The sequence below is a fragment of the Pseudomonas sp. TCU-HL1 genome, from assembly GCF_001708505.1.
Lineage (GTDB): Bacteria > Pseudomonadota > Gammaproteobacteria > Pseudomonadales > Pseudomonadaceae > Metapseudomonas.
This window is the reverse complement of sequence record NZ_CP015992.1, coordinates 5,249,331-5,267,717: the sequence shown is the minus strand read 5'-3', so window position 1 is coordinate 5,267,717 and position 18,387 is coordinate 5,249,331. Positions and strand designations below refer to the sequence as shown.

Here is an 18,387-nt window from a genome sequence, read left to right as displayed (position 1 = left end):
CGAGAGGATGAAACGTGAGTAAAGCCTGGATTCCCGCCCTTGCGGCCTTCACTTTGCTGGCCGGCTGCGCGACCCCGCAGCGCGGCGCCATTCCCGTGGTCGACTCCGGTGCCCCCTTGTCCGAACTGGAGCAGGGTGCTTCCAGTCGTGGTGGCTACAACCAGGCGCCTGCTGCAGCGCCGCGCAGTCTGCCTGAAGAATCGGGTGTCGTAGTCATGGTGCCGGGCGCCAGCTCCGGCGCACCAATTGCGGCTCCGGCCTCCAGTGCGCCGATCAGCGGAAGCATCACCGGCGGCGGCATCACTCCCGGCCCGATCACAAGCGGCCCGGCAGCCGCGCCCAGCGCGCCGGCCTATGGCGCCCCCAGCTATGCTTCGCCGAGCTACAGCGCTCCGACTCCGAGCGCGCCGAGCGGCATTCCCGGCAACACCAGCGGCCTGGCCGCCGACGAGCAACTCGATGGTCCGGTGCTGGCGCTGCTGACCACCGCCCAGCAACAGCAGGGCGGTGGCGATCTCAACGGCGCGGCGGCCAGCCTGGAACGGGCCCAGCGAATTGCGCCGCGTGAACCGCAGGTTCTCTACCGCCTGGCCGAAGTGCGCCTTGCCCAGGGCGATGCCGCCCAGGCCGAGCAGTTCGCCCGTCGCGCCCTGACCTACGCCAATGGCCGCCCGGCCATGCAGGCAAGCCTGTGGGATCTGATCGCACGCTCCCGCGAAGGGCAGGGCGATCCGTCCGGCGCCGCGCTCGCCCGTGAAAAGGCCAAGGTCAATCTCTGATGGATCCGCGCTGCGTTGACGTGGCTGACCAGCTCCTGCTCATCGAACGGGAGTTGCGTGGCCTTGGCTGGTGGGCTGAGGTGCCGCCAAGTGCGGATGCCTTGGCCAGCCAGGCTCCATTCTGCGTGGATACCCTGGCGTTCGAAGAGTGGCTGCAGTGGATTTTTCTGCCGCGTATGAAGGTCATTCTTGAGAATGATCTGGGCTTGCCTCACGCATCGGGGATCCGCGTCATGGCGGAGGAGGTCTACCGGGAGCGGCTCACCGACGTGAGCAGGCTGCTGGACGCGCTGGGCGCCTTCGACCGGCTGATAGGGCAGGCGAACTGAGGCAGGGCCTCAGTCGCAATTATCGCTGATTGCCTTTTCGGCTTCCTTGATCCGGGACTGCCGCTCTTCTTCGCTCAATCGACGGGTTTCGCCGTTGACGTCTGCCCGCAGTCGCGGGTTGTTCTGCAGTTGGGCGAGGTTGGTGCGGACGGTGTCGCAGTACTTGCTGCGCTCGGCATTCTGGGTCGCCACTTCCGCCTTCACTTTCTCATCGATAGCCTTCTGGTCGCCTACCGGCTTGCGCTCGGGCAGGGCGGTTCCAGGTGTGCTCAATTCGCTGTCCAGACGCGGCAGGCTCGGGCGTGGCTTGGGCACCGAGGTATTCACGCTGGTGGCTTCCTGGCCTTCGGGCGGTTGTGTGCCGAAATGGGTGACGCCCTGAGCATCCACCCATTTGTAGACCTGGCCGCCCAGGGCGGAAGCGCTCAGTGCCAGCAGCAGGCTGCCGGCGAGAATCATGCGATGCATGCGATTTCCTTTTGATGGCGGAGAACCCTCGCGTAACTATAACCAAAAGCCGCCAGGCTTGATCCTGCGTCGCGTCACAGCAATCCAAGCAAGATTCCTCAACGGATCACTTGACTTGCATCGCCTGAATCCGAAGAATCCAAGGTTCGCTGTTCCAGTGGGCCGGCCGCAAGTCGGAAGCTGTAGCAGTCGATGAGGTGCACACCCGCGCCGACCTGTTTCACCCGCAACGCGTTACCTCGCGCTGGGTGGGAAAGCCCCGCAACAACTCTCAGGGGCCGACCCAATGCTTGTTCAGTCAGCAGCTGACGTAGTCGGCGACCACCAGTCGCTCACGCGCTGCCTGCAAGCAAACCTATTCAGGCCGTCCGGTCGCGGGCGGTTTTCTGGCGTTCTAGAGGTGAAAAACGTGGAGCTTTTATCTGGCGCTGAAATGGTCGTCCGCTCGCTGCGTGACGAAGGCGTTAAGTACATCTATGGGTACCCGGGTGGTGCCCTCCTGCATATCTACGATGCCCTGTTCAAAGAAAATGAAGTGACCCACATCCTGGTCCGTCATGAACAGGCTGCTACCCACATGGCAGACGGTTACGCCCGCGCCACCGGCAAGCCCGGTGTGGTGCTGGTGACTTCCGGCCCTGGCGCGACCAACGCCGTTACCGGTATCGCTACTGCCTACATGGACTCCATCCCGATGGTGATCCTGTCCGGCCAGGTGCCGAGCAACATGGTAGGTACCGACGCCTTCCAGGAAACCGACATGGTCGGTATCTCCCGCCCGATCGTGAAGCACAGCTTCATCATCAAGCATCCCTCGGAAATCCCTGAGGTGATCAAGAAGGCGTTCTACATCGCTCAATCCGGCCGCCCGGGCCCGGTTGTCGTCGACATCCCGAAGGACATGGGCGATCCGACCCAGAAGTTCGAATACAGCTACCCGAAGAAGGTCAAGCTGCGCTCCTACAGCCCAGCTGTTCGTGGCCATTCCGGCCAGATCCGCAAGGCTGCCGAGATGCTGCTGGCCGCCAAACGCCCGATCCTGTACTCCGGCGGTGGCGTGATCATGGGCAACGCGTCCGAGCAGCTCACCGAGCTGGCCAAGATGCTCAACCTGCCGGTTACCAACACCCTGATGGGGTTGGGCGCCTTCCCGGGTACCGATCGCCAGTTCGTCGGCATGCTCGGCATGCATGGTAGCTACACCGCTAACCTGGCGATGCACCACTGCGACGTGATCCTGGCGGTCGGTGCGCGCTTCGATGACCGCGTCATCAACGGTGCTGCCAAGTTCTGCCCGAACGCCAAGGTCATCCACATCGACATCGACCCGGCTTCGATCTCCAAGACCATCAAGGCCGACATTCCGATCGTGGGGCCGGTGGACAGCGTGCTGTCCGAGATGGTCGCCATCCTCAAGGAAATCGGCGAGACCCCGAACAAGGAGACCGTTGCAGCCTGGTGGAAGCAGATCGACGAGTGGCGCGCCGGTGGCGACCTGTTCCCCTACGACAAGGGCGACGGCAGCATCATCAAGCCGCAGAGCGTGATCGAAACCCTGTGGGAAGTGACTAAGGGCGATGCCTACATCACCTCCGACGTGGGCCAGCACCAGATGTTCGCCGCGCAGTACTACCGCTTCAACAAGCCCAATCGCTGGATCAACTCCGGTGGCCTGGGGACCATGGGCTTCGGTTTCCCCGCTGCCATGGGTATCAAACTGAGCTTCCCGGAAATCGACGTCGCTTGCGTGACCGGTGAGGGCAGTATCCAGATGAACATTCAGGAACTGTCTACCTGCCTGCAGTACGATCTGCCGGTGAAGATCGTCAACCTGAACAACGGTACGCTGGGCATGGTCCGCCAATGGCAGGACATGCAATACAACAGCCGTTACTCGCACTCCTACATGGAATCGCTGCCTGACTTCGTCAAGCTGGCCGAGGCCTATGGCCACGTCGGCATTCGCGTGACCGATCCGAAGGATCTGAAAGCGAAGATGGAAGAGGCGTTCTCGCTGAAGAACCGTCTGGTGTTCCTCGATATCCAGGTCGACTCCAGCGAACACGTCTACCCGATGCAGATTCGGGATGGCGCCATGCGCGACATGTGGCTGAGCAAGACGGAGCGGACCTGAACATGCGACACATCATTTCCCTGCTGCTGGAGAACGAGCCGGGCGCCCTGTCCCGCGTGGTCGGCCTCTTCTCCCAGCGCAACTACAACATCGAAAGCCTGACCGTGGCGCCGACCGAAGACCCGACCCTGTCGCGTCTGACCCTCACCACAATCGGCCACGATGAGGTGATCGAGCAGATCACCAAGAACCTCAACAAGCTGATTGAAGTGGTCAAGCTGGTGAACCTGTCGGAGAGCGCCCACATCGAGCGCGAACTGATGCTGGTCAAGGTCAAGGCTACCGGCGCCCAGCGTGCCGAGGTCAAGCGCACCACCGACATCTTCCGTGGCCAGATCGTCGACGTGACGTCCAGCGTCTACACGATCCAGCTGGCAGGTACCAGTGACAAGCTGGACAGCTTCATCCAGGCTATCGGCACCAGCTCGATCCTGGAAACCGTACGCAGTGGCGTCACCGGGATTTCCCGTGGCGACAAAGTGCTGACTATCTGATCGCAGTCATGAAAAACCCCGCCTGGTGCGGGGTTTTTTATTGCCCGGATTTTACTGGCGGCGATTCCAGAAGGCTGCGATCAGCGGGGCCTTGAGGCGTCTTTCCAGGGCGAACAGGCCGATGTCGTAGGCGGCCAATGGCGGCTGGATATCGTAGATGCGGATGCGTGCGGTCAGTGGGCTGTTGTCGAGCACGATCTGCGGAACCACGCCGATACCGAACCCCAGGCTCACCATGCTGACGATGGCCTCGTTGCCGCTCACCTGGGCATAGATGCGCGGCTTGATGCCGTGGCTTTTCAGCCAGCGGTCGGTCCGGGTTCGGGCCAGGCCTTCTTCCGAGAGAATCATCGGCACGTCCTTCCAGTTCTGCGCCGTGGGCTGCCTCAGTTGTTCTTCTGTCAGCAGTTGAGGTGACTGTGGGCCGATGAAGCGCAGCTCCGAGCGGGTAATCGACTGGAAGTCGACGCCGGCTGGCAGGTTGTCGGGTCGGGCACCGATGGCAAGATCCTCCAGCCCTTGTTGCACCCGCTCGACGGCCTTTGCGGGGTCGCCGGTGTGCAGCTTCATTTCGATGCGGGGGTAGTCCAGGCGGAAGCTGCTCAGGATGTCGTAGAGGAAGCTGTAGCTCGCCGTCACCGAGCAATACAGGGAGAGTTCGCCGTGCAGGTCCAATTGGTCCTGCATGAGTCGTTGGCGGATGGCATGCCAGCCGCTCATGGCCTCGCTCGCGTATTCGCGGAACTGCTGCCCCTCGCGGGTCAGCTGAACCGAGCGACTGTCGCGCACGAACAGTGGTGCGCCGAGTTCGTCCTCGAGTTGCTTGATGCTGCGACTGAGCGCGGAGGGGCTGACATGCTGCTCGCGGCTGGTTTTGCCGAAGTGCAGGTTGTCTGCCAGGGAAAGAAAGAGCTTGAGGGAGTGGCTGTCCATGAGTATTTCGCATATCGGCACATTGCGTTGCGAATATATCATTTTACGCAATGTGTCAGATCGCTTAATGTGCCCTTGTCGCGGTGCGCGCACCCCATCCCTTTCGTTATAAAAGAGTCAGGAACATGAAAGTTTATTACGACAAAGACTGTGACCTCTCGATCATCCAGGGCAAGAAAGTTGCCATCATCGGTTACGGTTCCCAGGGCCATGCCCATGCCTGCAACCTGAAAGACTCCGGTGTCGACGTAACCGTCGGCCTGCGCGCGGGCTCTGCTACTGTTGCCAAGGCCCAGGCCCACGGCCTGACCGTCAAGAGCGTGCCGGAAGCTGTTGCCGCTGCTGACCTGGTGATGATCCTGACTCCGGACGAGTTCCAGTCCAAGCTGTACAAGGAAGAAGTCGAGCCGAACCTGAAGAAGGGTGCCACCCTGGCCTTCGCCCACGGCTTCGCCATCCACTACAACCAGGTCGTACCGCGCGCTGACCTCGACGTGATCATGATCGCGCCGAAAGCTCCCGGTCACACCGTGCGCTCCGAGTTCGTCAAGGGCGGCGGTATCCCTGACCTGGTCGCTATCTACCAGGACGCTTCCGGCAACGCCAAGAACGTCGCCCTGTCCTACGCTTGCGGCGTGGGCGGCGGCCGTACCGGCATCATCGAGACTACCTTCAAGGACGAGACCGAAACCGACCTGTTCGGTGAGCAGGCCGTACTGTGCGGTGGCTGCGTCGAGCTGGTGAAAGCCGGTTTCGAAACCCTGGTCGAAGCTGGCTATGCGCCGGAAATGGCCTACTTCGAGTGCCTGCACGAGCTGAAGCTGATCGTCGACCTGATGTACGAAGGCGGCATCGCCAACATGAACTACTCGATCTCCAACAACGCCGAGTACGGTGAATACGTAACCGGTCCGGAGGTCATCAACGCCGAATCCCGTCAGGCCATGCGCAACGCTCTGAAGCGCATCCAGGACGGCGAATACGCCAAGATGTTCATCCAGGAAGGTGCCTCGAACTACGCTTCGATGACCGCCTACCGCCGCAACAACGCTGCTCACCCGATCGAGCAGGTTGGCGAGCGTCTGCGTGCGATGATGCCGTGGATCTCTGCCAACAAGATCGTTGACAAGACCAAGAACTAAGGTCTTCTCCGATTGGAAAGAACGCGGCCTCGGCCGCGTTCTTTCGTTCTGGCAGCAGGGTTCTGGTATAAAGCCTGTTTGCCGGGTGGTGCCTTCCGGGTGCCCCCACCACAATCCGTATTCGTTGTAAGGATGTTGTTCATGAATGAACGTCCCGAAGATCCGAATCAGTCTGCTGACGGCGACAGCTTGCTGCCCATCGACGAGCATGTCGAGGAGGGGCAGGACGCCGAAGGTCGCAAGGTTCGGCATCGCGGTATCTATCTGCTACCCAATTTGTTCACCACCGCCAACCTGTTCGCTGGCTTCTACGCCATCGTCAACGCCATGAATGGCAACTTCTCGGTGGCGGCTGCTACCATTTTTGTTGCCATGGTGCTGGACAGCCTCGACGGTCGCGTCGCCCGACTCACCAACACTCAGAGCGCCTTCGGAGCCGAGTACGACTCTCTGTCGGACATGGTTGCCTTCGGCGTGGCTCCGGCACTGCTTGCATTCGAGTGGGCGCTGAGCGGGTTGGGCAGCGTTGGCCTGACCGTTGCTTTCATCTTTGTGGCGGGTGCGGCGCTTCGACTGGCGCGCTTCAACACCCAGATCGGCAAAGTGGACAAGCGCTATTTCATCGGTCTCGCCAGCCCAGCCGCAGCCGGTATGGTTGCGGGTACCGTCTGGGCCTTCAGCGATTTCGGGATCAAGGGCTCGAACATGTCCTTCATCGTCGCCCTGCTGGTCGCTCTTGCCGGCATGCTGATGGTGAGCAACATCAAGTTCTACAGTTTCAAGGACCTCGATCTGAAAGGACGCGTGCCCTTTGTGGCCATCCTGATCGTGGTGCTGGCCTTCGCCGTGGTGTTCAGCGACCCGCCGCGCATTCTCCTGCTGATCTTCCTGGCTTACGCCGCGTCCGGCCCGGTGCAATACTTGCTCCAGTTGCGCCGCCGCAAGCAGGTCGAGTGATGTAATTTCTTCGCGGCTCCGCAGTCTATTGGGCATCCCAGCCCGAGTTGCGGAGTCGCCATGCTGATCCATATCCCTCCTTCGTCCGCGTGCCGCGAGCACGAAGTCACGCCTGAATCCCTCTATATCTCGCGTCGTCGATTGCTGGCGGCAGCCGGAGGCCTGGCTGCCATGGCCGCATTGCCAGGATACGCGGGGGATGCGTCTGTCTATCCTGATGCTGAGCCTGCCCAGGCACCTGCATGGTTCACCGAAAAGCTGGCAACCACTCGCTGGCAGGCCGTTACTGCGAAGGGGGAGTCCATCACGCCCTTCCAGGATGCGACTCATTACAACAATTTCTATGAGTTCGGAACCAACAAGGGCGATCCGGCGCGCTATGCCGAGAACATGCAGACCGAACCTTGGACGGTGCTCATAGATGGTGAAGTAGGGAAGCCAGGCACTTACTCGGTTGAGGATCTGATCAGGCCTCATGGGTTGGAGGAACGCATCTATAGATTGCGCTGTGTCGAGGCCTGGTCGATGGTCATCCCGTGGCTGGGTTTCCCCTTGGCTGATTTGCTCAAACGGGTGGAGCCAACCTCCAAGGCCAAATACGTGAGTTTCGAGACCCGGCTTGCACCAGACGAGATGGCTGGTGTGCGTTCGGGCTTTTCCCTGATCGATTGGCCTTATGTGGAGGGATTACGTCTGGATGAGGCCATGCACCCACTGAGCATTCTTGCCGTTGGTATGTATGGCCGTGTGCTGCCAAATCAGAATGGTGCGCCGCTGCGCCTGGTCGTGCCCTGGAAGTACGGTTTCAAGAGCATCAAGTCCATCGTACGGATCAGTCTGGTCAGTGAGCCGCCGCCGACCACCTGGCAAACAATTGCACCTGAGGAATATGGCTTCTATTCGAACGTCAATCCGGAGGTGGATCATCCACGCTGGAGTCAGGCCCATGAGCGGCGGCTGCCGAGCGGTTTGTTCAGCCCGAATGTCGTGCCCACTCGCATGTTCAACGGCTATGAAGAAGTTGCCAGCCTTTATACCGGGCTAGATCTGAGGAAGTACTACTGATGCGTTTCAAGCTCTGGAAGCTTTTTGTCTTGCTGGTTGCGCCAGTTCCTGTCGGCCTGTGGCTGTACCAGGCGTGGATTTTTGCGCTGGGGCCGGACCCGGGCAAGGTCCTGGTCGATCGCCTGGGTCTAGGGGCGCTCTGGTTTTTGCTGATCACGCTGGCCATGACCCCCTTGCAGAAGTTGACCGGCTGGGGAGGGTGGATTGCGGCACGGCGCCAACTGGGGCTTTGGTGTTTTACCTATGTAGTGCTGCATATCAGTGCGTATGCCGTGTTTATTCTCGGGTTGGACATGCAGCAGTTGCTGATCGACCTGGGCAAGCGGCCGTATATCTTTGTCGGGGCGTTGGGGTTCTCCGGACTGCTAGCGCTTGCCGTCACCTCCAACCGCTTCAGCATTCGGCGCCTGGGTAAACGCTGGAAGCAACTGCACCGCCTGGTTTATGCGGTTCTTGCCATCGCGTTGCTCCACATGCTCTGGGTCGTGCGGGCGGATATGGCTGAGTGGTCCGGCTACGCCATTGCAGGAGCTCTACTGATGCTGTTGCGGGCGCCACCGGTAGAGCGCCTCCTGCCCAGGATGTTCCGAGGCGTTCAGCCGGGATGACCGAAAAGTTTCAAATAAGTGTTGACGGCAGATTCTGCATCCCTATAATGCGCCCCACTTCCGGCGCAGTTGCCAAGCAAAACTCCTTGTAAATCAATGAGTTAAATGCTTGGTGAAGGTGGCGAGAGGTTCCGCTTCGCAAGATTCGCCGCAGGCGAATGAAGTGGGAACGGAGGCGTTGACAGCGGGTTTGAACGCTGTAGAATGCGCCTTCCCGCTGACGAGAAGAGTGATTCGGATTGGCAGCGCAAGCGGTTGAGTAGAAAAGAAATTTTCGAAAAAACAGCTTGACAGGAAGAAAGGCTGCGGTAGAATGCGCGGCCTCGGTTGAGACGAAAGGCTTGATCGAAACGCTCTTTAACAACTGAATCAAGCAATTCGTGTGGGTGCTTGTGAGGTAAGCCTGATAGTCAACTGATTATCAGCATCACAAGTAACACTCGTGAATTCGAGAGTTTATTTGCGATTGCTGAGCCAAGTTTAGGGTTTTCTCAAAACCCAAGCAGTATTGAACTGAAGAGTTTGATCATGGCTCAGATTGAACGCTGGCGGCAGGCCTAACACATGCAAGTCGAGCGGCAGCGGGTCCTTCGGGATGCCGGCGAGCGGCGGACGGGTGAGTAATGCCTAGGAATCTGCCTGGTAGTGGGGGATAACGTTCGGAAACGGACGCTAATACCGCATACGTCCTACGGGAGAAAGTGGGGGATCTTCGGACCTCACGCTATCAGATGAGCCTAGGTCGGATTAGCTAGTTGGTGGGGTAATGGCTCACCAAGGCGACGATCCGTAACTGGTCTGAGAGGATGATCAGTCACACTGGAACTGAGACACGGTCCAGACTCCTACGGGAGGCAGCAGTGGGGAATATTGGACAATGGGCGAAAGCCTGATCCAGCCATGCCGCGTGTGTGAAGAAGGTCTTCGGATTGTAAAGCACTTTAAGTTGGGAGGAAGGGCAGTCAGTTAATACCTGGTTGTTTTGACGTTACCAACAGAATAAGCACCGGCTAACTTCGTGCCAGCAGCCGCGGTAATACGAAGGGTGCAAGCGTTAATCGGAATTACTGGGCGTAAAGCGCGCGTAGGTGGTTCAGCAAGTTGGAGGTGAAATCCCCGGGCTCAACCTGGGAACTGCCTCCAAAACTACTGAGCTAGAGTACGGTAGAGGGTAGTGGAATTTCCTGTGTAGCGGTGAAATGCGTAGATATAGGAAGGAACACCAGTGGCGAAGGCGACTACCTGGACTGATACTGACACTGAGGTGCGAAAGCGTGGGGAGCAAACAGGATTAGATACCCTGGTAGTCCACGCCGTAAACGATGTCGACTAGCCGTTGGGATCCTTGAGATCTTAGTGGCGCAGCTAACGCGATAAGTCGACCGCCTGGGGAGTACGGCCGCAAGGTTAAAACTCAAATGAATTGACGGGGGCCCGCACAAGCGGTGGAGCATGTGGTTTAATTCGAAGCAACGCGAAGAACCTTACCTGGCCTTGACATGCTGAGAACTTTCCAGAGATGGATTGGTGCCTTCGGGAACTCAGACACAGGTGCTGCATGGCTGTCGTCAGCTCGTGTCGTGAGATGTTGGGTTAAGTCCCGTAACGAGCGCAACCCTTGTCCTTAGTTACCAGCACGTTATGGTGGGCACTCTAAGGAGACTGCCGGTGACAAACCGGAGGAAGGTGGGGATGACGTCAAGTCATCATGGCCCTTACGGCCAGGGCTACACACGTGCTACAATGGTCGGTACAAAGGGTTGCCAAGCCGCGAGGTGGAGCTAATCCCATAAAACCGATCGTAGTCCGGATCGCAGTCTGCAACTCGACTGCGTGAAGTCGGAATCGCTAGTAATCGTGAATCAGAATGTCACGGTGAATACGTTCCCGGGCCTTGTACACACCGCCCGTCACACCATGGGAGTGGGTTGCTCCAGAAGTAGCTAGTCTAACCGCAAGGGGGACGGTTACCACGGAGTGATTCATGACTGGGGTGAAGTCGTAACAAGGTAGCCGTAGGGGAACCTGCGGCTGGATCACCTCCTTAATCGAAGACATCAGCTTCTTCATAAGTTCCCACACGAATTGCTTGATTCAATTGCGAAGGCGATTGGGTCTGTAGCTCAGTTGGTTAGAGCGCACCCCTGATAAGGGTGAGGTCGGCAGTTCGAATCTGCCCAGACCCACCAATTGTCGCGGGGTCGACTGACCGCTGGACATTGGGGCCATAGCTCAGCTGGGAGAGCGCCTGCTTTGCACGCAGGAGGTCAGGAGTTCGATCCTCCTTGGCTCCACCATCTCCAGGCTGACCAAGAGCTCAGAATTGAATATCCGTTGTGGGATATTGAATTCTGGACTTTGTTTCAGAATCGTTCTTTAAAAATTCGGGTATGTGATAGAAGTGACTTGTTGAGTGTTTCACTGCACTCAATGATTCAAGGTAAAATTTGCGAGTTCAAGCGCGAATTTTCGGCGAATGTCGTCTTCACCGCCATGCTCACAGGCAGATTGCTTGGGGTTATATGGTCAAGTGAAGAAGCGCATACGGTGGATGCCTTGGCAGTCAGAGGCGATGAAAGACGTGGTAGCCTGCGATAAGCTTCGGGGAGTCGGCAAACAGACTTTGATCCGGAGATCTCTGAATGGGGGAACCCACCTAGGATAACCTAGGTATCTTGTACTGAATCCATAGGTGCAAGAGGCGAACCAGGGGAACTGAAACATCTAAGTACCCTGAGGAATAGAAATCAACCGAGATTCCCTTAGTAGTGGCGAGCGAACGGGGATTAGCCCTTAAGCTTCTTGGATTTTAGCGGAACGCTCTGGAAAGTGCGGCCATAGTGGGTGATAGCCCCGTACGCGAAAGGGTCCAGGAAGTGAAATCGAGTAGGACGGAGCACGTGAAACTTTGTCTGAATATGGGGGGACCATCCTCCAAGGCTAAATACTACTGACTGACCGATAGTGAACCAGTACCGTGAGGGAAAGGCGAAAAGAACCCCGGAGAGGGGAGTGAAATAGAACCTGAAACCGTATGCGTACAAGCAGTGGGAGCCTACATTGTTAGGTGACTGCGTACCTTTTGTATAATGGGTCAGCGACTTATATTCAGTGGCGAGCTTAACCGAATAGGGGAGGCGTAGCGAAAGCGAGTCTTAATAGGGCGTTCAGTCGCTGGGTATAGACCCGAAACCGGGCGATCTATCCATGGGCAGGTTGAAGGTTAGGTAACACTGACTGGAGGACCGAACCGACTACCGTTGAAAAGTTAGCGGATGACCTGTGGATCGGAGTGAAAGGCTAATCAAGCTCGGAGATAGCTGGTTCTCCTCGAAAGCTATTTAGGTAGCGCCTCACGTATCACTCCAGGGGGTAGAGCACTGTTTCGGCTAGGGGGTCATCCCGACTTACCAAACCGATGCAAACTCCGAATACCTGGAAGTGTCAGCGTGGGAGACACACGGCGGGTGCTAACGTCCGTCGTGAAAAGGGAAACAACCCAGACCGTCAGCTAAGGTCCCAAAGTTCTAGTTAAGTGGGAAACGATGTGGGAAGGCTTAGACAGCTAGGAGGTTGGCTTAGAAGCAGCCACCCTTTAAAGAAAGCGTAATAGCTCACTAGTCGAGTCGGCCTGCGCGGAAGATGTAACGGGGCTCAAACTAGACACCGAAGCTACGGGTTCGTCGTAAGACGAGCGGTAGAGGAGCGTTCTGTAAGCCTGTGAAGGTGAGTTGAGAAGCTTGCTGGAGGTATCAGAAGTGCGAATGCTGACATGAGTAACGACAATGCGAGTGAAAAACTCGCACGCCGAAAGACCAAGGGTTCCTGCGCAACGTTAATCGACGCAGGGTGAGTCGGCCCCTAAGGCGAGGCAGAAATGCGTAGTCGATGGGAAGCGGGTTAATATTCCCGCACTTCTAGTTACTGCGATGGAGGGACGGAGAAGGCTAGGCCAGCTTGGCGTTGGTTGTCCAAGTTTAAGGTGGTAGGCCGAACACTTAGGCAAATCCGGGTGTTCAAGGCCGAGAGCTGATGACGAGTGTTCTTTTAGAACACGAAGTGGTTGATGCCATGCTTCCAGGAAAAGCTTCTAAGCTTCAGGTAACTAGGAACCGTACCCCAAACCGACACAGGTGGTTGGGTAGAGAATACCAAGGCGCTTGAGAGAACTCGGGTGAAGGAACTAGGCAAAATGGCACCGTAACTTCGGGAGAAGGTGCGCCGGTGAGGGTGAAGCATTTACTGCGTAAGCCCATGCCGGTCGAAGATACCAGGCCGCTGCGACTGTTTATTAAAAACACAGCACTCTGCAAACACGAAAGTGGACGTATAGGGTGTGACGCCTGCCCGGTGCCGGAAGGTTAATTGATGGGGTTAGCGCAAGCGAAGCTCTTGATCGAAGCCCCGGTAAACGGCGGCCGTAACTATAACGGTCCTAAGGTAGCGAAATTCCTTGTCGGGTAAGTTCCGACCTGCACGAATGGCGTAACGATGGCGGCGCTGTCTCCACCCGAGACTCAGTGAAATTGAAATCGCTGTGAAGATGCAGTGTATCCGCGGCTAGACGGAAAGACCCCGTGAACCTTTACTGTAGCTTTGCACTGGACTTTGAGCCTGCTTGTGTAGGATAGGTGGGAGGCTGTGAAGCGAGGACGCCAGTTCTCGTGGAGCCATCCTTGAAATACCACCCTGGCATGCTTGAGGTTCTAACTCTGGTCCGTCATCCGGATCGAGGACAGTGTATGGTGGGCAGTTTGACTGGGGCGGTCTCCTCCTAAAGAGTAACGGAGGAGTACGAAGGTGCGCTCAGACCGGTCGGAAATCGGTCGTAGAGTATAAAGGCAAAAGCGCGCTTGACTGCGAGACAGACACGTCGAGCAGGTACGAAAGTAGGTCTTAGTGATCCGGTGGTTCTGTATGGAAGGGCCATCGCTCAACGGATAAAAGGTACTCCGGGGATAACAGGCTGATACCGCCCAAGAGTTCATATCGACGGCGGTGTTTGGCACCTCGATGTCGGCTCATCACATCCTGGGGCTGAAGCCGGTCCCAAGGGTATGGCTGTTCGCCATTTAAAGTGGTACGCGAGCTGGGTTTAGAACGTCGTGAGACAGTTCGGTCCCTATCTGCCGTGGACGTTTGAGATTTGAGAGGGGCTGCTCCTAGTACGAGAGGACCGGAGTGGACGAACCTCTGGTGTTCCGGTTGTCACGCCAGTGGCATTGCCGGGTAGCTATGTTCGGAAGAGATAACCGCTGAAAGCATCTAAGCGGGAAACTCGCCTCAAGATGAGATCTCACTGGGATCTTGAATCCCCTGAAGGGCCGTCGAAGACTACGACGTTGATAGGTGGGGTGTGTAAGCGCTGTGAGGCGTTGAGCTAACCCATACTAATTGCCCGTGAGGCTTGACCATATAACACCCAAACAATCTGGTGATTGTGGGTGCGATGGGTGAAGTCGACAGACCGAAAATTGGCCTGAACCGCAAAACCAGACTGTCACATACCTGATTCGGGATCGCGTCTCGCGACGAGATCCCTACCGAATTGCTTGACGACCATAGAGCGTTGGAACCACCTGATCCCATCCCGAACTCAGCAGTGAAACGACGCATCGCCGATGGTAGTGTGGAGCTTCTCCATGTGAGAGTAGGTCATCGTCAAGCTTCTATCCCAAACCCCCGATCCGCTCACGCGGTTCGGGGGTTTGTCTTTGTGCGCGGAAAGCTCGGATGAACCAGTGGCGCCGGTAGCGACAGGTAGCCCTTGAGTTGCGACCACTCTGGTTCGCTCGTCTAGAATAGCCGCGTACCCCTGTGAGCCTTGCCGCCATGCCTGAACAGGCTGTAGAACGCCCGCTTTCCGAACTCCCTCTACACGATCTGATTGCCTGCCACGAGTGCGATCTATTGATGCGTCACCCTGATCTGGGCGAAGAGCAGAAAGCCTGTTGTCCGCGCTGCGGCTATGAGCTGCTGGTACACCGTTCGCAGATGGAGCGCCGTGCCCTGGCTCTGGTGCTGACCGCATTGCTGCTGTTCGTGCCGGCCAACTTCCTGCCTATCATGAAGCTCAACCTGCTTGGTCAGACGACCCATGACACTGTCTGGACAGGGGTTGTTGGCCTCTACAACACCGGAATGGAAGGTGTTGCCGTAGTCGTGTTCCTGTGCAGCATGGTGGTTCCGCTGGTCAAGCTGCTCTGCCAGCTGTTGGTCCTCGTCTGTATCAGTACCCGCCGTGCCCTCGGCCTGGGCCTGATGCTTTACCGTCTGTACCACCACTTGCGAGAGTGGGGAATGCTCGAGGTCTATCTCATGGGCATCCTGGTTTCCATCGTCAAACTTATCGATCTCGCCGACTTGCATCTGGGCGTCGGTCTGGCCTGCTTCATCGGGCTGCTGCTGTCGCAGGTGTGGCTGGAAGTCACCATGTCGCCGCACCAGGTCTGGGATGCACTGGACGCCGAAGGAGGTGCCCATGCGCGCCATTGATGCCGGGATCGTCGTCTGTGACGAATGCCACCAGTTGAACCGCCCCGAGTCGGATGACGACCATGGCCACTGCAGCCGCTGCGGCGCCATCCTGTACCCGCGCCGCCCCAACAGCGTCGTGCGTACCTGGGCGCTGCTGATCACCGCAACCATCCTCTATGTGCCGGCCAACGTGTTGCCGATCATGACGGTCAATTTCTTCGGCAATGGCGCGCCCTCGACCATCATGGGCGGCGTGCTCGAGCTGATTCATGCCGAGATGGTACCCATCGCCCTGGTGGTCTTCGTTGCGAGCATCCTGGTGCCCACTTTCAAACTGGTGGGTATCGCACTGCTGCTTTACTCAGTACAGCGACGACTACCCATGTCGCCGAGGCAGCGCATCCTGATGTACCGCTTCATCGAATGGATCGGCCGCTGGTCCATGCTGGATATCTTCGTCATTGCCATCCTTGTGGCGCTGGTGAACTTCGGCAACCTGGCCAGCATCGAAGCCAACCTGGGAGCGGCGGCCTTCGCCAGCGTCGTGGTGATCACCATGACCGCGGCCGTGACCTTTGACCCCAGACTGATCTGGGACAACACCGATATGGACGACGAGAATGCCTGAGCTGCCAACGCCCAAAACCCGCAAAACCACGAGCTGGTCCGCTATCTGGGTTCTACCTCTGGTGGCGTTGCTCATCGGCCTCTGGCTGGCCTGGAAGGCCATGAGCGAAGCAGGCATCGAGATCCAGATCCGCTTCGAGAACGGCGACGGCATCCAGGTCGGCAAGACTCAACTGATGTACAAAGGCATCCAGGTGGGCAAGGTGGTCGACCTGCATGTCAGCGACGACATTAAGGGCGTGGTCGCCACGGTCGAGGTGATGAAGGAAGCCGAACCCTACCTCAGCAAGGACACCCGCTTCTGGCTGGTTCGTCCGCGGGTCTCCCTGGCGGGTGTCACGGGTTTGGAAACCCTGGTGTCGGGTATCTACATCGCCATCGATCCGGTGAAGGGCGAGTCCGCACGCAAGTACACGGCACTGCCTGAGCCGCCACCATTGTCCGACTCGCTACCCGGCCTTCACCTCATACTCAAGGCCGAACGCCTTGGCTCTCTTGAACAGGGCAGCCCGGTTTATTACCGGCAGATCCAGGTTGGTCAGGTGAAGAGCTATCAGTTGGCCGAAGACCAGCGCACGGTCGAGATCAAGGTGCACATCGAGCAGCCCTACGCCCATCTGGTGCGCAAACACACGCGCTTTTGGAACGCCAGCGGGCTCAATGTCACCGCCGGGCTCTCGGGGGTGAAGATCCGTACCGAATCCGTGCTCAGCATCATGGCCGGCGGTATCGCCTTTGCCACACCGGAGCACCGACAGGACAGCCCGCCCACCGATCCCAGCATTCCCTTCCGCCTGTATGACGGCTTCGAATCTGCCGAAGCCGGCCTGAGAGTGCTGTTACGTATGGACGATGTCAGCGGGCTCAGCCCGGGCAACACGCCGGTGATGTACAACGGCGTGCAGGTCGGCACCCTGAAGAAGCTGGATATGGACAAGGACTTCACCGGCGCCACGGCCGAGCTGACCATGGAGCCGCGTACCGAAGACTATCTGGTAGAGGGGACTGAGTTCTGGACGGTGAAGCCGTCGATCTCGCTAGCCGGTATCACGGGCATCGAGGCCCTGGTGAAGGGCAACTACATTGCCGTGCGCTTTGCCAGGGAAGGGACGCCGACCCGCGAGTTCAAGGTTCGTCCCAAGGCGCCGCCGCTGAACACCGATGCCCCTGGCTTGCACCTGGTGCTGACCAGTGATCGCCTCGGGTCGCTGGAAGTCGGGAGCCCGATCCTGTTCCGTCAGATGCGTGTGGGGAGTGTGCAGAGCTACCAGCTCTCCCGCGACCAGCAGCGCGTGGTGATCGGCATTCACATCGAGCCTGAGTTCACCAAGCTGGTGAATGAATCCACCCGCTTCTGGAACTCCAGCGGCATCACCCTCAAGGGCGGTCTGTCGGGCGTCGAAGTGAAGAGCGAGTCCCTGCAGACCCTGCTGGCCGGCGGCATCACTTTTACAACCCCCGATCCCAAGGCCAAGCCCGTAACGCGCCCACGCCGGTTCACCCTGTACGACGACGAATCCGTGGCCATCGTCAAAGGCACCCTGATCGAAATCGTCATTCCCCAGGCCGAAGGCCTCAAGGAGGGTACACCCATCCGCTTCAAGGGCATTGATGTCGGTGAGGTGGAAACCGTGACGCTCAACAACGACCTGTCCGGCGTCGTGGTCAAGGCGCGTCTCACCCAAGCGGCCGATCGCATCGCGCGTGCCGGCAGCCAGTTCTGGGTGGTGCGACCGGAGCTCGGCCTGCTGCGTACGGCCAATCTGGACACCCTGGTCAGTGGCCAGTATCTGGAGGTGTTGCCGGCGGCCAAGCCGGGTGCTCCGCAGACGCGCTTCACCGCGCTTGCCGACGCGCCGGACCCGATTGCCCGCCAGGAAGGCCTGCGCATCACCCTCAGTGCGCCGCGCCGTGGCTCCATCAAGCCCGGCGTGATCGTCAGCTACCGCGAAGTTCCGGTAGGCAAGGTGCTTGCCTACGAACTGGGCAAAACGGCTGACCGTGTGTTCATCCAGGTGCTGATCGAGCCGCGCTATGCGCCCCTGGTGCACAGTGGCAGTCGCTTCTGGCACACCAGTGGTGTCGGCGTGGACGCCAGCCTGTTCAACGGCGTGAAGGTGCGTACCGAGTCCCTGGAGTCGATGGTCGAAGGCGGTATTTCCTTCGCCACGCCGAACGAAGGGCAGATGGGGAACGTCGCTCTCAATGGCCAGACCTTCGCCCTGCATGACGATGCCGAGGATGAATGGCTGACCTGGGCGCCGAAAATTCCCCTGAGCAAGTAAACGACCTGGACCGTCTTTCCGGGAGCTGGAAAGCCAGCTCCCGGAAAGGACTGGCCGTAGGGTGCCATGCGCAGCAAGTCCGATGCGCA

Annotated in this window: 13 protein-coding genes, 2 tRNA genes and 3 rRNA genes; 16 read left to right on the top strand and 2 right to left on the bottom strand. The window is 58.5% G+C overall.

Annotated features, from left to right (window positions below):
- The first annotated feature begins 14 nt into the window (after window positions 1-14).
- Entirely contained in the window at window positions 15-779 is a 765-nt protein-coding gene (locus THL1_RS24210) for a tetratricopeptide repeat protein (RefSeq protein ID WP_069085612.1), read from the top strand.
- Window positions 779-1,108, top strand: a complete 330-nt coding sequence (locus THL1_RS24205) for a YqcC family protein (protein ID WP_069085611.1) — start codon at window positions 779-781, stop codon at window positions 1,106-1,108. The genes THL1_RS24210 and THL1_RS24205 overlap by 1 nt, the downstream gene beginning before the upstream one ends.
- A 9-nt stretch (window positions 1,109-1,117) precedes the next feature.
- On the opposite strand, the gene THL1_RS24200 is transcribed toward THL1_RS24205, so the two are convergent.
- Window positions 1,118-1,576 carry a DUF4124 domain-containing protein gene (locus THL1_RS24200; RefSeq protein WP_069085610.1) on the bottom strand — a complete coding sequence of 153 codons (459 nt, stop codon included), beginning with the start codon at window positions 1,574-1,576 and terminating at the stop codon, window positions 1,118-1,120.
- Window positions 1,577-1,985: 409 nt separating this feature from the next.
- Here THL1_RS24200 and THL1_RS24195 point away from each other — a divergent pair, with 409 nt between their 5' ends.
- Window positions 1,986-3,710 carry an acetolactate synthase 3 large subunit gene (locus THL1_RS24195; protein ID WP_069085609.1) on the top strand — a complete coding sequence of 575 codons (1,725 nt, stop codon included), beginning with the start codon at window positions 1,986-1,988 and terminating at the stop codon, window positions 3,708-3,710.
- Between the two features lie 2 nt (window positions 3,711-3,712).
- Window positions 3,713-4,204 (top strand): acetolactate synthase small subunit, encoded by a 492-nt coding sequence (gene ilvN / locus THL1_RS24190; protein WP_028630051.1) that lies wholly within the window; start codon window positions 3,713-3,715, stop codon window positions 4,202-4,204.
- A 51-nt stretch (window positions 4,205-4,255) separates the two neighbouring features.
- Here ilvN and ilvY read toward each other — a convergent pair whose 3' ends face one another.
- Window positions 4,256-5,137: an HTH-type transcriptional activator IlvY gene (gene ilvY, locus THL1_RS24185; RefSeq protein ID WP_069085608.1), complete on the bottom strand. Its 882-nt coding sequence runs from the start codon at window positions 5,135-5,137 to the stop codon at window positions 4,256-4,258.
- A gap of 83 nt (window positions 5,138-5,220) precedes the next feature.
- On the opposite strand from ilvY, the gene ilvC reads away from it, so the two are divergent.
- The 12 genes from ilvC to THL1_RS24125 all read left to right on the top strand — a co-directional run bounded on the left by ilvC (window position 5,221) and on the right by THL1_RS24125 (window position 18,298).
- Window positions 5,221-6,279: a ketol-acid reductoisomerase gene (gene ilvC / locus THL1_RS24180; protein WP_257785000.1), complete on the top strand. Its 1,059-nt coding sequence runs from the start codon at window positions 5,221-5,223 to the stop codon at window positions 6,277-6,279.
- Between the two features lie 141 nt (window positions 6,280-6,420).
- On the top strand, window positions 6,421-7,236 hold the full coding sequence (gene pssA, locus THL1_RS24175) for a CDP-diacylglycerol--serine O-phosphatidyltransferase (protein WP_069085606.1): 816 nt from the start codon (window positions 6,421-6,423) through the stop codon (window positions 7,234-7,236).
- A 60-nt stretch (window positions 7,237-7,296) separates the two neighbouring features.
- Entirely contained in the window at window positions 7,297-8,301 is a 1,005-nt protein-coding gene (gene msrP / locus THL1_RS24170) for a protein-methionine-sulfoxide reductase catalytic subunit MsrP (RefSeq protein WP_069085605.1), read from the top strand.
- Window positions 8,301-8,909: a protein-methionine-sulfoxide reductase heme-binding subunit MsrQ gene (gene msrQ / locus THL1_RS24165; RefSeq protein ID WP_069085604.1), complete on the top strand. Its 609-nt coding sequence runs from the start codon at window positions 8,301-8,303 to the stop codon at window positions 8,907-8,909. The genes msrP and msrQ overlap by 1 nt, the downstream gene beginning before the upstream one ends.
- A 510-nt stretch (window positions 8,910-9,419) precedes the next feature.
- Window positions 9,420-10,956, top strand: a 16S ribosomal RNA gene (locus THL1_RS24160).
- Between the two features lie 65 nt (window positions 10,957-11,021).
- Window positions 11,022-11,098, top strand: a tRNA-Ile gene (locus THL1_RS24155).
- A gap of 32 nt (window positions 11,099-11,130) precedes the next feature.
- Window positions 11,131-11,206: transfer RNA gene (locus THL1_RS24150), tRNA-Ala, on the top strand.
- Between the two features lie 227 nt (window positions 11,207-11,433).
- A 23S ribosomal RNA gene (locus THL1_RS24145) occupies window positions 11,434-14,324 on the top strand.
- Between the two features lie 136 nt (window positions 14,325-14,460).
- A 5S ribosomal RNA gene (gene rrf, locus THL1_RS24140) occupies window positions 14,461-14,576 on the top strand.
- The 16S, 23S and 5S rRNA genes sit together here with 2 tRNA genes alongside, the layout of an rRNA operon.
- 165 nt (window positions 14,577-14,741) lie before the next feature.
- A complete protein-coding gene (locus tag THL1_RS24135; protein ID WP_069085603.1) occupies window positions 14,742-15,404 on the top strand; it encodes a paraquat-inducible protein A in 663 nt (220 codons plus the stop codon).
- Window positions 15,391-16,014 carry a paraquat-inducible protein A gene (locus THL1_RS24130; RefSeq protein ID WP_069085602.1) on the top strand — a complete coding sequence of 208 codons (624 nt, stop codon included), beginning with the start codon at window positions 15,391-15,393 and terminating at the stop codon, window positions 16,012-16,014. The genes THL1_RS24135 and THL1_RS24130 overlap by 14 nt, the downstream gene beginning before the upstream one ends.
- A complete protein-coding gene (locus tag THL1_RS24125) occupies window positions 16,007-18,298 on the top strand; it encodes an intermembrane transport protein PqiB (RefSeq protein ID WP_069085601.1) in 2,292 nt (763 codons plus the stop codon). Before THL1_RS24130 ends, THL1_RS24125 begins: the two co-directional genes overlap by 8 nt.
- The last annotated feature ends 89 nt before the right edge of the window (window positions 18,299-18,387 follow it).